Source organism: Propioniciclava soli (genome assembly GCF_014858005.1).
Taxonomy (GTDB): Bacteria; Actinomycetota; Actinomycetes; order Propionibacteriales; family Propionibacteriaceae; genus Propioniciclava; species Propioniciclava soli.
Genome location: NZ_JACYOT010000004.1, coordinates 57,517 through 71,970 on the forward strand (window position 1 = coordinate 57,517; position 14,454 = coordinate 71,970).

At 71.5% G+C, this 14,454-nt stretch carries 13 protein-coding genes; 6 read left to right on the forward strand and 7 right to left on the reverse strand.

Annotated elements, in window-relative coordinates:
* Positions 1–11 precede the first annotated feature (11 nt).
* From IFY26_RS03080 to IFY26_RS03090, 3 genes are read left to right on the forward strand one after another with little or no spacing between them, the layout of a single operon-like run.
* A complete protein-coding gene (locus IFY26_RS03080; protein ID WP_232547532.1) occupies positions 12–875 on the forward strand; it encodes an acyl-CoA thioesterase in 864 nt (287 codons plus the stop codon).
* Between the two features lie 44 nt (positions 876–919).
* On the forward strand, positions 920–1,717 hold the full coding sequence (locus IFY26_RS03085; RefSeq protein ID WP_232547533.1) for a shikimate dehydrogenase family protein: 798 nt from the start codon (positions 920–922) through the stop codon (positions 1,715–1,717).
* 52 nt (positions 1,718–1,769) lie between these two features.
* A complete protein-coding gene (locus IFY26_RS03090) occupies positions 1,770–2,924 on the forward strand; it encodes a baeRF10 domain-containing protein (protein ID WP_232547534.1) in 1,155 nt (384 codons plus the stop codon).
* Between the two features lie 103 nt (positions 2,925–3,027).
* On the opposite strand, the gene IFY26_RS03095 is transcribed toward IFY26_RS03090, so the two are convergent.
* Together IFY26_RS03095 and gndA are read right to left on the reverse strand one after the other, a co-directional pair.
* Positions 3,028–3,177: a hypothetical protein gene (locus IFY26_RS03095; protein WP_232547535.1), complete on the reverse strand. Its 150-nt coding sequence runs from the start codon at positions 3,175–3,177 to the stop codon at positions 3,028–3,030.
* Positions 3,178–3,271: 94 nt separating this feature from the next.
* Positions 3,272–4,732 (reverse strand): NADP-dependent phosphogluconate dehydrogenase, encoded by a 1,461-nt coding sequence (gndA, locus tag IFY26_RS03100; RefSeq protein ID WP_232547536.1) that lies wholly within the window; start codon positions 4,730–4,732, stop codon positions 3,272–3,274.
* A gap of 178 nt (positions 4,733–4,910) precedes the next feature.
* Between gndA and uxaC the strand changes: the two genes are divergently transcribed.
* On the forward strand, positions 4,911–6,329 hold the full coding sequence (uxaC, locus tag IFY26_RS03105) for a glucuronate isomerase (protein ID WP_232547537.1): 1,419 nt from the start codon (positions 4,911–4,913) through the stop codon (positions 6,327–6,329).
* Positions 6,330–6,378: 49 nt separating this feature from the next.
* Complete coding sequence (locus IFY26_RS03110) at positions 6,379–7,383, forward strand: LacI family DNA-binding transcriptional regulator (RefSeq protein ID WP_232547538.1); 1,005 nt, start codon at positions 6,379–6,381, stop codon at positions 7,381–7,383.
* A 37-nt stretch (positions 7,384–7,420) separates the two neighbouring features.
* Here the strand turns inward: IFY26_RS03110 and IFY26_RS03115 are convergent, their stop codons facing one another.
* Entirely contained in the window at positions 7,421–8,716 is a 1,296-nt protein-coding gene (locus IFY26_RS03115; protein WP_232547539.1) for a lactate racemase domain-containing protein, read from the reverse strand.
* Between the two features lie 146 nt (positions 8,717–8,862).
* Here IFY26_RS03115 and IFY26_RS03120 point away from each other — a divergent pair, with 146 nt between their 5' ends.
* Positions 8,863–10,233 carry a mannitol dehydrogenase family protein gene (locus IFY26_RS03120; RefSeq protein ID WP_232547540.1) on the forward strand — a complete coding sequence of 457 codons (1,371 nt, stop codon included), beginning with the start codon at positions 8,863–8,865 and terminating at the stop codon, positions 10,231–10,233.
* 130 nt (positions 10,234–10,363) lie between these two features.
* Here IFY26_RS03120 and IFY26_RS03125 read toward each other — a convergent pair whose 3' ends face one another.
* From IFY26_RS03125 to pyrR, 4 genes are all read right to left on the reverse strand, one after another.
* Positions 10,364–11,377 (reverse strand): aldo/keto reductase, encoded by a 1,014-nt coding sequence (locus IFY26_RS03125; protein WP_232547541.1) that lies wholly within the window; start codon positions 11,375–11,377, stop codon positions 10,364–10,366.
* Positions 11,378–11,662: 285 nt separating this feature from the next.
* Positions 11,663–12,928 carry a dihydroorotase gene (locus IFY26_RS03130; RefSeq protein WP_232547542.1) on the reverse strand — a complete coding sequence of 422 codons (1,266 nt, stop codon included), beginning with the start codon at positions 12,926–12,928 and terminating at the stop codon, positions 11,663–11,665.
* Positions 12,925–13,860: an aspartate carbamoyltransferase catalytic subunit gene (locus tag IFY26_RS03135; protein WP_232547543.1), complete on the reverse strand. Its 936-nt coding sequence runs from the start codon at positions 13,858–13,860 to the stop codon at positions 12,925–12,927. The genes IFY26_RS03130 and IFY26_RS03135 overlap by 4 nt, the downstream gene beginning before the upstream one ends.
* A complete protein-coding gene (gene pyrR, locus IFY26_RS03140) occupies positions 13,860–14,432 on the reverse strand; it encodes a bifunctional pyr operon transcriptional regulator/uracil phosphoribosyltransferase PyrR (protein ID WP_269779058.1) in 573 nt (190 codons plus the stop codon). The genes IFY26_RS03135 and pyrR overlap by 1 nt, the downstream gene beginning before the upstream one ends.
* Between the last annotated feature and the right edge of the window lie 22 nt (positions 14,433–14,454).

Genomic DNA, 14,454 nt, shown 5'->3' on the forward strand with positions numbered 1-14,454 from the left:
ACCGCACCACCGTGGCGCAGCGGTGGGTCGACCTGGATGCGCAGGGTCACGTCAACAACGCGGCCGTTCTCGACTACCTGCAGGAGGCGCGCGTCGCCTACCTGAGCGACAGCCCGAACGCGCACCTGCTCGGCAACGGCATCGTGGTGGTCGGCCAGCAGGTGGAGTACCTCGCCCCGCTGGGGTTCGGCGTCGGCCCGCTGACGGCCGAGGTGGCGGTGGGTGAGGTGGGGGCGTCCCGGTTCACGATCGCGTACACGCTGCACGAGGGTGGGTTGCTCGCCGTCAGGGCCCGCACCACCCTGTGCCTGTTCGACTTCGCGTCCGGACGCCCCACGCGCCTGGCGCCCGCCGAGCGGGCCTGGTTCGCCGAGCAGGCCGTGCCGCTGGAGCCGCTGCGTGACGTCGGCGGCTGGCACGTCGGTGGCGCGGCCCACGAGCACCCGGTGGCGGTGCGCTGGTCGGACATCGACCGGTATGGCCACGTCAACAACACCCTGTACTTCGACTACGTCGCCGAGGCGCGCGTCGCGCTGTACGGCGCACTGCTGGACGCCCCGATCCGCACCGGCACGGGTGAGACCCCCGAACGCACCTGGCTGGTGGCGCGCCAAGACCTGACGCACACCCGCCAGATGGTCTTCCGCCGCGAACCGTATGTGGTGCGGACGGCGATCGGCGCGCTGGGGCGGACGTCGTCCACCCTCGCCGCCCAGATCGTCGACCCGGTCACCGGGGACGTGGCGGCCCGCGCCGTCTCGGTCGTCGTGCACGGGGACGCCCACGGCCAGCCCACCCCCCTGCCCGAGCCCCTGCACGCCGCCGCCGCGCGGTGGCCGGCGGTGCCGAGCACGCGGGCCGGGGGCAGGCCGTGAGCGGCGGCGTCTCGCCCCAACCCGCTGGCGTGCGCCGTTGCGCCGTGCTGGGCCAGCCGGTCGCGCACTCGCTCAGCCCGCTGATCCACCGCCGCGCCTACGAGGTGCTGGGCATCGCGGGGGAGTGGGACTACGGGCGCCACGAGGTCGGCGAGACCGATCTGGGCACCTTCATCGAGGGCTGTGGCCCGGAGTGGGTCGGCCTGTCGTGCACCATGCCGCTCAAGCGCGTCCTGCTCACCCTCGGGACGCCGTCGCCCACCGCGCGGTTGCTGGAGGCGGCCAACACGTTCCTGTTCGCCGACGCCCGGGTGGAGAACACCGATGTCACCGGGCTCATCGGCGCGCTCGCCCGCGCCGGGGTGACGCGGGTGGGGACGGCGTGGTTGCTCGGCAACGGTGCCACCGCCCGCTCGGCACTGTTCGCCCTGGCGCAGCTGGGGGTGCGCGAGGTGGTGGCCCTGGTGCGGTCGCCCGAGCGGGCCGCGGCGAGCCTCGGGGGGCTGGCAGACGCCCTCGGCGTCCGCCTCTTTCTCGGGACGTGGGGCACCGTGCCCGACGGGCGGGCCGACCTGGTGGTGTCGACCGTCTCGGCACCGCTGGCACCCGAGGTGGCCGCCGGGCTGGCGGCGGGGGCGTCCGCCTGTTTCGACGCCACGTACAACCACTACCCGACCGAGCTCGACCGCGCCGCGCGGGCCGCCGGGGTGATCCAGCTCTCGGGCATCGATCTGCTGGTGGGGCAGGCGGTGGAGCAGATCCGGCTCATGACGGGCCGGGAGTGCCCGCCCGAACCGCTGCTGGAGGTGGCGTACGCCGCGCTGGCCGACCCCGGGCATTGATCCGGTTGGCTAGGGTGGTTGAACGTTTTGTTCACGCCGACCAAGGAGATCCATGCCCGCGTACCCGCACCCGGACACGCTCACCGAGCTGACGACGGCGCGCCCCGACAGCCCCGTGGTGTCGCTCTACCTGGACACCGACCCCCGCAAGCCGGAGAACAACTCCGACACTCCCGCCTGGCTCGTCGAACTGCGCAACGGTCTGCGCGAGGTCGGCGAGGCCATCGAGGCCGAGGGTGACCGCGACACGGTGCTCGCCTGGCGCGATGTGTCCGACGAGATCGAGGCCGAGATCCGCGAGCTGACGCCCGCGCAGCGCGGCCGCTCGCTGGCGCTGTTCCGCACCGTCGATGGCAGCTACTCCCACCGCGTCACCTCGCAGCTCTCCCTCGAGGCCTCCCAGGCCCGCTGGGACGCGCACCCCTACATCGCGCCGCTCGTCGAACTGCTCGACCGCGGCCGCCCCGTGGCCGTCGTGCTGATCGACAACGACGAGATGAGCGTGCTGCGCTGGTGGGACGGCCGCATCGTCGACGGCACCGAGACCGGCGTGGAGTCCGACCTCGACGCGTGGCGTTCTGCCCGCGGCGGCAGCGAGGGCGGCCACCTGCCCCGGCTGCGCACCCACGAGCAGCAGGTCGAGGCCCGCTCCGACGAGCACTCCCGCCGTTTCCTGGCGGACGCCGCCGCCCAGCTCGCGCAGGCGCTGCCCGACCTGGAGGCCGAGTCCATCGTCATCGCGCACGCGCCGGGGAGCCTCACCCCCTTCGTCGAGGCGCTGCCGGCCGATGTCGCCGACCGCGTCGTGAAGACGATCGAGGCCCAGATCACCGGCGAAGACGCCGCGTCCGTGGGGGAGCGGCTCGCCGATGACCTCGCCGAGGTCGCCCGCACTCGGGGCGCCAAGGTCGCCGCCGACGCCCTCGCCGCGGCCGCCATGACCGACGGCAACGGCGTGTCCGGTGCCGACGCCGTGCTCCGCGCTCTGGCTGAGCACCGCGTCGACCGGCTCGCGATCACGCCTGACCTGACGCTGGGCGCCGGCGACGTGGGTGCCGAGGCCGCGTCGTTCCTGAAGGGCGTTGATGAGGACCTCCTCGTCGAGCGCGTGCTGGAGCAGGCGGCCGAGACGGGGGCGTCCGTCACCGTGGTCGAGGACGAGGAGCTGGCCCGGGCCGGGGGGATCGCCGCGCTGACCCGGTGGTGATGCCTGTCCCCGCAGCAACGAGGGCGCCCCGGACCGTCTGGTCCGGGGCGCCCTCGTGTCGGTGGGGGAGTCGCGTCCCCGCCGTCCTCAGCTGGAGACGCGCTCAGCTGGGCTCGACGGGGGCGTCCTCGTCCTCTTCTGGCTCGAAGGTGTTGTCGGCACCCATGGTGCCGCCGACGCCTTCGTCGTTGAGCTCCTCGACCGGGGTCGGGTCCTGCGGCTCGGTCGATTCGGTCGGCTGGTTGCTGTCCATGCGTCCTCCTCACGGGCGGACCGGGCGTCCGCTGTCCCCGTCATCCTAGTGACGCCGAGCGGCGGTGGCCGCCGCTCGGCGCATTTCACCCGGCTCAGTGTGTGTCGACGGCCTCCACCTCGGAGCGGTCGCCGCTCCACACCGTGTGGAACGTGCCCTCGGTGTCGATGCGGCGGTAGGTGTGGGAGCCGAAGAAGTCGCGCAGCCCCTGGGTGAGCGCGGCGTTCGTCCGCTCGGCCCGGACGAGGTCGTAGTACGACAACGCCGAGCTGAAGCCCGGGATCGGCACGCCGGCCTCGGTGGCCCGCGCCACCACGCGCCGCCAGGACGGGTTGGCCTCGGCGAGCATGGCCTTGATGGAGGGGGCCTCCAGCAGCGTCTCGAGGTCGTTGGCCGCGTACTCGTTGCTGATGCGGTCGAGCAGCTTGGCGCGGATGATGCAGCCGGCGCGCCAGATGCGGGCGCACGCGGCCACGTCGATGTCCCAGCCGTACTCCACCGCGGCCACCTTGATGAGGTGCAGGCCCTGGGCGTAGGCGATGACCTTCGCGCACCACAGCGCCTGGCGGACGTCCTCGACGAACGCGGCCCGGTCCTCGACGGTCACGGTGCCGTCCGGGCCCTCCAACGCGGCACGGGCGGCCTTGCGCAGCTCGGGCGAGCTGGACGCCGCCCGCGCGAACACGGCCTCGGCGATGGAGGCGGCCGGGACGCCGAGGGTCAGCGACTCCTGGACGGTCCACGTGCCGGTGCCCTTCATGCCGGCCGCGTCGACGATGACGTCGACCAGTGGCTTGCCGGTGCGGGCGTCGGTCTGGCGGAGGACCTCCGAGGTGATCTCGATGAGGAAGCTGTCGAGGTCGCCGGTGTTCCACTCGGCAAAGACGTCGGCGGCTTCGGCGGCCGACAGGCCGGCGCCCGCGAGCAGGTCGTAGGCCTCACCGATGAACTGCATGTCGGCGTACTCGATGCCGTTGTGGACCATCTTCACGAAGTGTCCCGCGCCGTCGGTGCCGATGTAGGTGCAGCAGGGCTCGTCACCGTTCGGGCCGGGCACCTTGGCCGAGATGTCCTCGAGCATCGACCCGACGTAGGTGTAGCTGTGCTCCGAGCCGCCCGGCATGATCGAGGGACCCTCGAGCGCGCCCGTCTCGCCGCCGGAGATGCCCGCGCCGACGAAGTGCAGGTCGTGGGCGCGCAGCTTCTCCTCGCGCCGGCGGGTGTCCTGGAAGAACGCGTTGCCGCCGTCGACGACGATGTCGCCGGGCTCGAGCAGGGGGATGAGGGTGTCGATGGTGGCGTCGGTGCCGGCGCCGGCCTTGACCATGATGATGATGCGGCGCGGCTTCTCCAGTGAGTCCACGAACTCCTCGACGGTCTGCGACGCGATGAAGTGGCCCTCCGGGTGGGCCGTCAGCACGGCCTCCGTCTTGGCCCAGGTGCGGTTGAAGATGGCCGTGCGATACCCGTGGTTGGCGAAGTTGCGGGCCAGGTTGGAGCCCATGACGGCCATGCCGACCACGCCGATCTGCGCGCTTGAGGTCTTCTCGCTCATGGTGGTGGTGATCCCTTCGTTGGTGTACCCCGCCCATCTTGCCGCACCCGTGTGGCCCGCGGGCACGCGATTTCCTTCCCTTGCACGGCTTCCTTCCCTGCCACGGCGACGCGCGCCAAGCCCTGCCAACCCCTGCCAACCCCTGCGCAACGCGCCGGGGCGGGGTAAGAATGGGCCCATGACAGCGCCGTTGACCCTGAACCCGGACCGCCTGTTCCCCGCCGAGCCGCAGACCCGCGCGGTCGCCCGGCGCTTGTACGACCAGGTGAAGGACCTCCCGATCGTCTCCCCGCACGGGCACGTCCCGCCCGTGTGGATCGCCGACGACGTCCCCTTCTCGGACCCGACCAGCCTGCTGCTGAGCCCCGACCACTACGTCAACCGGATCATGCACGGCCAGGGTGTCGACCTCGCCGACCTCGGCGTCCCGCCGGGCCGCGACGGCTTCACCGCCGAGCAGGCGCGCAACGCGTGGCGGATCTTCTGCGAGCACTGGCACCTGTACCGCGGCACGCCGATGAAGTTCTGGATGGAGTCGGAGCTCGTCGACATCTTCGGCGTCGACGTGCGGCCGTCCGCCGAGACGGCCGACCAGATCTACGACGCCATCTCCGCCAAGCTCGCGACGGACGCGTTCCGCCCCCGGGCGCTGATGGACACCTTCAACATCACGTTTATCGCGACCACCGACGACCCGCTGGACGACCTCTCCCACCACGCGAAGATCCGCGACGACGCGTCGTTCACGCGCGAGGTCCGCCCCACCTTCCGACCGGACAAGTACCTCGAGCCCGGCCGCGAGGGCTGGGGAGACCTGATGGACGCCCTCGCCGCCGCCACGGGAGAGGACACGGGCACGTTCGCCGGCTGGGTCGCCGCGATGGAGAACCGGCGCGCCTTCTTCAAGGAGAACGGGGCGGTCTCGACCGATCACGCCCACACCGACATGTACATGGCCCCGCTCGACGATGCCGAGGCGGTCTATGCCCGGGCGCGCCGCGGTGAGGCGTCTCCCGAGGAGAACCTGGCGCTGCGTCGGGCCTTCATGTTCGAGCAGTGCCGCATGGCGTCCGAGGACGGCCTGGTGCTGACCTACCACGCCGCCGTGCACCGCAACCACCACCAGCCGACGTTCGAGCGGTTCGGCGCCGACGTGGGTGGCGACATCCCGATGGCGTACAACGTGGTGGAGCCGCTGGAGCCGGTGCTCAACGCCTTCGGCACCCACCCGAACTTCCGAATCGTGCTGTTCGGCATGGACGAGACGGTCTACAGCCGCGAGATCGGCCCGCTGGCCGGGTTCTACCCCTCCGTGTACGTGGGCGTGCCGTGGTGGTTCATCGACGCCCCCGACGCGATCCGCCGCTGGCGCAAGGCGGTCACCGAGTACGGCACGTTCTACAAGAGCTCCGGGTTCATCGACGACACGCGTGCGTTCCTGTCCATTCCGGCGCGCCACGACATGTCGCGGCGCCTGGACGCAGTCCACCTCGCGGAGCTGGTGGTCGAGCACCGGCTGGAGATCGACGAGGCCGAGGAGGTCGTCCACACCCTGGTCGCCGACCAGGCGCGGGAAGTCTTCAAGATCGACGGCTGAACCGCCGTTCGCCCGAGCGTGGGGAGGCCTTTGTTATAGGCTCGGCCCCATGGCCAGCGACGCAGCGGGGGGTTCGGACGCCACGATCTACGACGTGGCCCGGGTCGCCGGGGTCAGTCCGTCGACCGTGTCCCGGGCGTTCTCGCGCCCGGGACGCGTCAGCGCGCAGACTGCCGAACGGATCCGCAAGGTGGCCGACGATCTCGGTTACCGCTCCCGCGAGGTGAGCCGGACGAGCGCGAAGAGCACCACGAAGGTGATCGGCGTGGCCGTGGCCGACATCACCAACCCGTTCAACTTCCGCGTCATCCGCGGTTGCCAGGCGGCGGCCGCAGAGGCCGGGTTCGTCGTCACCCTCAACGACGCCCAGGAGTCGGAGTCGCTGGAGCGGGAGCTGCTGCGCCGCTCACTGCCGCTGCTGGACGGCCTCGTGATCGCCTCGTCGCGGTTGTCGGACACCGAACTGCGCACGGTCGCCAAGACGCTGCCCGTCGTGGTGCTGAACCGGCGCGTCGCCGGGTTGCACTGCATCGTGCCCGACATGGGCCACGGCGTCCGCCGCGCCGCCGAGCACCTCATCGGCCTGGGGCACCGCTCCATCACCTACCTCGCCGGGCCCGAGGCGTCGTGGGCGGACGGCATCCGGTGGCGGGCGGTGCGCGACTCGGCGACCGAGATGGGGTTCACCGAGCACCGCATCGGGCCGTTCGCGCCCACGCTGCAGGGCGGACGCGGCGCCGCCGAGGTCGTCGCCGCCCGCCGGTTCAAGGCCGTGGTGTGCTTCAACGACCTCATGGCCATCGGGCTCATCCGCGGCCTGGGGGAGCGTGGCATCCGGGTGCCCGAGCAGGTCAGCGTGATCGGTTTCGACAACATCTTCGCCTCCGCGATCATCACGCCCGGCCTCACCACCGTGGCCGCGCCGCTGACGATGCTCGGCGACTCCGCCGTGCGCACGATCGTGGCAACGTTGAACGGCACCAAGCCGCCGGAGAACCTGCCGGTGACCGTGCCGGTGCGCCTCATGGTGCGCCAGTCCACCGGCCCGGCCTGAGCCGGCCCGCGCCAGCCGCGCAGGCGGTCCCGCGGCGTCAGCCGCGCAGGCGGTACAGCACCTCGCCTGCGTTCTCCTGGACGAAGACGTCCGGGTCGGCCTTCCACGCCTCGATGTCCACCGCCGACAGCGGCAGGTGGCCGAGGTTGACCTGGCGGCACACCTCTTCGGGGATCTGGGTGCACAGCGTCACCTTGATCCGGTTGGTCTCGACACCCGTCTCCGGGTCGTAGGTGCCTGCCCCGCGGACGTGCGTGGAGTGGGCCAGGACGCCCTTGGGCACGTGGGAGAACCTGTCCCACTGCTTGGTGAAGTACTCAATGGAGTGGTACCCGACCTCGAGGATCTCGGGGTGCTGCTCGGCGACCTGGGTGACGTGGGGGGCGTAGATGATGACCTCGCCGCCGTCGGCCATGGCGGGCTGCATCTTGTAGCAGCCCTTCGCGGCGGTCCAGATGTCGTCGTAGCGCGTCGGCATCATGGCCAGCACGCGGGTGAACGGCTTGTCGACGTGGACGACGTGGCTCTCCGAGGCGATCTCGGCGGCGTCGGCCCAGGCGTCCTCGGCGGTGCCGAAGCTGACCGACTCCAGGTCACCCGACCCGGACTCCACCACCAGGCACAGCGCCAGGCGCCAGCCGGGGATCATCGCCGAGCCGGCGTTGATGATGGCGCGCACGGGCGTGATGCCGGCCTTGCCGATCATCTCCTCGACGCCGATGAGCGCGCCGACCCAGTGCGAGAGGTCGATGGCGTCGTGGGTGGAGCAGCCGGGGATGAAGTACTTGTTGCCCCCCGAGATGCCGACCACCTCGTGCGGGAACACCGGGCCGATGACCAGGTTGATGTCGGCCTCGACGACACGGCGGTTCATCTCGACGACGACCTCCTCACGCATCGCGCCCTGCGACAGCTCGGCCACCTCGTCGGCGCTCAGCGTGCCGATCTCGACGATCTGGCTCGGGTCGTGGAACTCGTGGTTCACCACCGTCAGGCCCGGGTAGACGTCGTCGATCGTCTGCCCGGCCGGCACGCCGAACCACCGGTCGATGGCGGCCGGGGACATGTAGGAGTGCGTGCCGAGCGCGATGACGGCGGTGAGGGACGCCACCCGATCAGCCAGATGGCGGTGCACGCTGGCGACCACGAGGGGGAGCGGGCAGCTCCGCGTCCCGTCCGGCACCACGAGCACCACGTTCTTGCCGTCGAAGTCGACGTCGGCGAACCGGCGGGCGACGAACGCGTCCAGCTCGGCGTCCGACACGTGCTGGTGCGGGCCGCCGATCGTCTCGACGGCGATGTCGGTGGGCTGATGCCCGATGGATGGGGACACGGGGGCTCCTTGGGTCGGCACCGCGGATGGTGGTGACAGCATACGAGCCTGTGGGTGCCGGTGCAGGGCAACCGCGTGCACCCGCGGGTGCGCGGCAAGCCAACGCCCTAGAGTCGGGAGGGAACCCGAGAGAAAGGCCCGTTGTCGTGTCCCGTCGACTCTCCCGCAGCCAGGATGGCCGCCCCGCTGCACCCGTGCGCATCGTCCACCTCGGCCTGGGCAACTTCTTCCGCGCCCACACCGCCATGTACACCGAGCACGCGCCCGACGCCGACGCGTGGGGCATCGCTGCGTTCACCGGCCGCAGCTACGCCATGGCCGAGACCATGGAGGCCCAGGACGGCCTCTACACCCTCGTCGTGCAGAACCCCGAGGGCAACGACTACCAGGTGATCAGCTCCGTCGTGGCCACCCACCCCGGCCCGGACGTCGAGCAGCTGCTGACCTACTTCCGCGACCCGCAGGTCGCGATCATCACGTCCACGGTCACCGAGGCCGGCTACGTCCGCACCAGCGGCGGCGGGCTCGACGTCGACCACGACGGCGTGAAGGCCGACGTCGAGGCGCTCAAGGGTGGGGACCTGGCGTCCGTGACGACCGTGCCCGGCAAGTTCGTGGCCGGCCTGGTGGCACGCCGCGAGGCGGACGCCGGCGGCATCACCTTCGTGCCGTGCGACAACGTGCCCGACTCCGGGCACATGGTCGAGACGGTCGTCCGGGACCTGGCCGGGCTCGTGGACGACTCGCTGCTGGAGTGGGTCGACGCCAACGTCTCGTTCGTGACGACGATGGTCGACCGCATCACTCCGGGTGTCACCGACGAGGTGCGCGAGGCCGTCGAGGCCGACACCGAGGTGGAGGATCCGGCCGCCGTGGCCACCGAGCCCTTCACCGAATGGGTGCTGGCCGGGGAGTTCAAGAACGGCCGCCCGGCCTGGGACGAGGCCGGCGCCACGTTCGTGGACGACATCGTGCCCCACGAGCTGCGCAAGCTGTGGCTGCTCAACGGCTCCCACTCGCTTATGGCCTACGCCGCGACGATCGTCGGACGCCCCACGGTGTACGAGGCCATCAGCGACCCGACCGTTGCCGGCTGGGTCAACGACTGGTGGGACGTCGCCGCCAAGCACCTGCCCCTGCCCGCCGAGGAGATCGCCGCCTACCGCGAGGCGCTGCTCGAACGCTTCGGCAACCCCCGCATGAAGGACGCGCTCGCCCGCATCGCGGCCGACGGCTCGCAGAAGATCCCGATCCGCATCGTGCCGGCGCTGAACGCCGAGCGCGCCGACGGGGGAGAGCCCATCGGCGCCGAGCGCGCCGTCGCCGCCTGGGTGCTGCACCTGCGCGGCCTGGGCGCACCGGTCAACGACGCGCGCGGCGACGAGGTGACGTCGCTCGCCGAGGGCACCCTGGAGGAGGCCGTCGTCCGGGTGTGCGACTACCTGTCCATCGCGGACGCAGGGGCCCGCTCGTCCATCCTGACCCTGGCCCAGGAGCTGGAGGCCGCCGCGGCCTGACCCCCGGTGTGTGAGCCCACCTGGGTTGGCCGCCCACCTGGAATGGCATTTGGACCCGAGGAAATGGCGCCATGGCGCCATTTCCTCGGGTCCAAATGCGGTGTGCGGAGGCCGCGGCGTCCCGCTCGGGTCACCGGGGCAGCGGGGCCTCCAGCTGGACCATCTTGTTCTGCGCCTCGGGGTAGCGTTCGCCGACGATCGTCACCGCGTCGGCGGCTGTGCGGAGGGCGTCCACCTGCTCGGGGGTGAGTTCGACGTCGGCTGCGCCGATGTTCTCCTCCATCCGGCTGCGGGTCTTCGTGCCGGGGATCGGGACGATCCCGGGGCGCTGGTGGAGCAGCCTCGTGAGGGCCAGCTGCGCCGGGGTGGCTCCGGTTTCGGACGCGATGCGGTTCAGCACCTCGACGAGTTGGAGGTTGGCCTGCAACGCCTCGCCCTGGAAGCGTGGGGTCTGGCCGCGGAAGTCGTCGGCGGCGAAGGTCGTGGTGGCGTCGATCGTGCCGGTGAGGAATCCCTTGCCGAGCGGGCTGAACGGCAACAGGCCGATGCCGAGCTCGTCGAGGACGGGCAGCGTGTCGGCTTCCCGGTCACGCATCCACATGGAGTACTCGCTCTGCACGGCGGCCACCGGGAGCACGGCATGCGCGCGCCGGATCGTGCCCGGGCCGGCCTCGGACAGGCCGAAGTGCAGCACCTTGCCGGCCTCGACGAGCTCGGCGACCGTGCCGGCGACGTCCTCGATGGGGACGGTCGTGTCCACGCGGTGCTGGTAGTAGAGGTCGATGCGGTCGGTCCGGAGGCGCTGCAGCGAGTGGTCGACGGCGGCGCGGATGCTGGCGGGGGTGCTGTTGACGCCGCCGGCTTCGACGCCGTTCTCGGCGAACCCGAAGCCGAACTTCGTGGCGATGACGACGTTGTCGCGGACGGGTTCGAGCGCCTCGCCGACGATGTCCTCGTTGGCGAACGGGCCGTAGACCTCGGCGGTGTCGAAGAACGTGACGCCCAGCTCGACGGCCCGGCGGATCATCGCGATGGATTCCGACCGCTCCGGCCCGCCCTTCTGGCCGTACGCGCCGGTGAGGCTCATGCAGCCGTAGCCGATCTCGGAGACGGTGAGGTTCTGACCCAGGGTGCGTTGCTTCATGGGATCCACCCCATCACGGCGCCCTCGGGTGAACCAGACCCTGGCAGACCCCCTCTGGCCAGCAGCCACAGGGGGGCCGGGGCATTTGGACCCGAGGAAATGGCGCCATGGCGCCATTTCCTCGGGTCCAAATGCCGCGGCGCGACTCAGCAGCGTGGCGCGGCACAGCGGCGAGGCGCGGCACAGCGGCGAGGCGCGACTCAGCAGCGAGATGCGGCACAGCGGTGTTGCGGCGTGGCGGGGCGCGCCGGTCGGGGGGAGCGGGGATCGGGGCGACCCGGTGGGTCAGCGGCGGTATGTCACCCGGCCGGCCCAGACGGTGAGCTCCACGGGGTCGGGCAGCTCGCGTCCGTGGTAGGGGTTGTTCCGCGAGAGCGACGCCGTCTGCTCCCGGTCGACCATGGCCCGGCGCTCGGGATCCACCAGCACCAGGTTGGCCGGCTCGCCCACCGCGAGCGGACGCCCCTGGTGCGCGAGGCGTCCGATGCGCGCCGGCGCCACGGCCATGCGCTCCACCAGGGTCGGCCAGTCCATGCGCCCGGAGCCGACCATGACCTCCATGACCACCGCGAGCGCCTGCTCCAGCCCGAGCATGCCCGGCAGCGCGACGTCGAAGGGGTGGTCCTTGTCCTGCACCGCGTGGGGGGCGTGGTCGGTGCCCACCACGTCGATCGTGCCGTCGGCGAGCGCCTCGCGCAGCGCCTCGATGTGCTCGGAGGTCCGCAGCGGGGGATTGACCTTGAACGTGGTGTCGTAGGTCTCCACGTGCGGCGTGTCGAGCAGCAGGTGGTGCGGCGTCACCTCGGCGGTGACGTGGATGCCGCGCGCCTTGGCCCACCGGATCACCTCGACGCTCTCCGCGGTCGAGATGTGGCAGGCGTGGTAGCGCCCACCGGTGAACTCGGCGAGCTGCACGTCGCGCGCGATCACCGTCGACTCGGCGACGCTCGGCCAGCCCGGCAGACCGAGGCGTCCCGAGATCTCCGACTCATGGCAGCACGCGCCCGGCCCCGCCAACCGCGGGTCCTGCGCATGTTGGGCCACGACCCCGTCGAACGGCTTGAGGTAGGTGAGGGCGCGGCGCATCAGGAGGCTGTCGTGCACGCAGGCGCCGTCGTCGGAGAACACCCGGACGCCCTGGCGCGCCATGAGCCCCAGCTCGGCCAGCTCCGTCCCGGCGCGTCCCTTGGTGACGGCGCCGATCGGCACCACCTCGCACGTGCCGTCGCGGCGTCCGAGCTCGGCGACATACTGGGCGGCCTCGGCCGTGTCCGTGTCAGGGGTGAGGTTCGGCATCGCGAACACCGCGGTGTAGCCGCCCCGCGCGGCCGCCCGCGTGCCGGAGGCGACCGTCTCAGCGTCCTCGCGGCCTGGCTCGCGCAGGTGGGTGTGCAGGTCGACCAGGCCGGGCAGGGCCAACAGCCCGTCGGCGTCGATGCGCTCGGCGTCCGCAGGGGCGTCCGCCACCTCGACGAACCGGCCGTCGACGATCGCGAGATCGGTCGTCGAGCCGTCGGCGAGCCGGGCTCCGCTGATGACGTGGGCGCTCACTGGTCTCCCTCCCCACCCAGCAGGTGGTACAACACGCTCATCCGGACGGCGACACCGGCCGACACCTGGTCCAGCACCCGCGAGGCCGCGGCGTCCGCCGCCTGCGAGCTGATCTCCACGCCGCGGTTCATGGGCCCGGGGTGCATGATCGCCGCGGTCGGCTTCAGCCGGGCCAGCCGCTCGCTGGTCAGCCCGTAACCGGCCGTGTATTCCCGCTCGCTCGGGAAGAAGCCGGACGCCATCCGCTCGCGCTGCACGCGCAGCATCATCACCACATCGGCCTGCTCCAGGGCCTGGTCGAAGTCGGAGGTGACGGCGGCGTCCCAGTTCTCGACGCCGGTCGGCAGCAGGGTGGGGGGCGCCACCAGGGTCACGTTGCCGCCCAGCACCGTCTGCAACAAGACGTTGGAGCGGACGACGCGGCTGTGCAGCAGGTCGCCTACGATCGCGATCCGCTTGCCCGCGAACCCGTCGCCGAGCCCCTTCGCGCGGAAGTGCTGCCGCATCGTGTAGGCGTCGAGCAGGGCCTGGGTGGGGTGCTCATGCTGGCCGTCGCCGGCGTTCACGACGTGGGCCCTCACCCACGTGGCGGCCTGCGCCACGGCGCCGGAGCTGGCGTGCCGGATGACAAAGCAGTCGACGCCCATCGCGTCCAGCGTCAGCATCGTGTCGCGCAGCGACTCGCCCTTCGACACCGACGACCCCTTGGCGGAGACGTTGATCGTGTCCGCGCTCATCCACTTGCCCGCGATCTCGAAGCTCGTGCGCGTCCGCGTGGAGTCCTCGAAGAACATGTTGATGATGGTGCGGCCCCGCAGCGCAGGCAGCTTCTTGATCGGACGCCGCTGCACCTCGTGCATTTCCTCGGCCAGGTCCAGCAGCGAGAGGGCCTCGGCACGGGAGAGGTCGCCGGCGCTCAGCAGGTGACGCATCAGGCCCCCTTCGCGGAGCTCAGCGTGACGGCGTCGCTGCCGTCGATCTCGGCGATTCGGACGCGGACGTGCTCGTCGGACGCCGTCGGCAGGTCCTTGCCGACATGGTCGGCCTGGATGGGGAGCTCGTGGTGGCCGCGGTCGATCAGCACGGCGAGGCGGACGGCGCGGGGGCGCCCCAGGTCCTTCAGCGCGTCCATCGCGGCGGCGATCGTCCGGCCCGAGTACAGCACGTCGTCCACCAGGACGACGGTCGCGCCGTCCAACGACACCGGCACGCGGGTGCGCCCCACGGGCCGGGTCGGATGGCGGCGCAGGTCGTCGCGGTACATCGTGATGTCGAGCTCACCGACGGGCACCTCCACCCCCTCGGCGTCCGCGATCAGGGCTGCCAGCCGGTGCGCCAAGGGCGCTCCGCGCGAGGGGATGCCGAGCAGCACGAGATGGTGGGTGCCACGGTTGGTCTCGAGGATCTGGTGGGCGATGCGACGCATCGCGCGGGCGATGTCGTCGGCGTCCCAGATCACGCGGGCGTCGTCCGGGGCAGGTCGGGGCTCATGCGTGGCGCTCATCGAAGCCCCAATCTAGCGCACC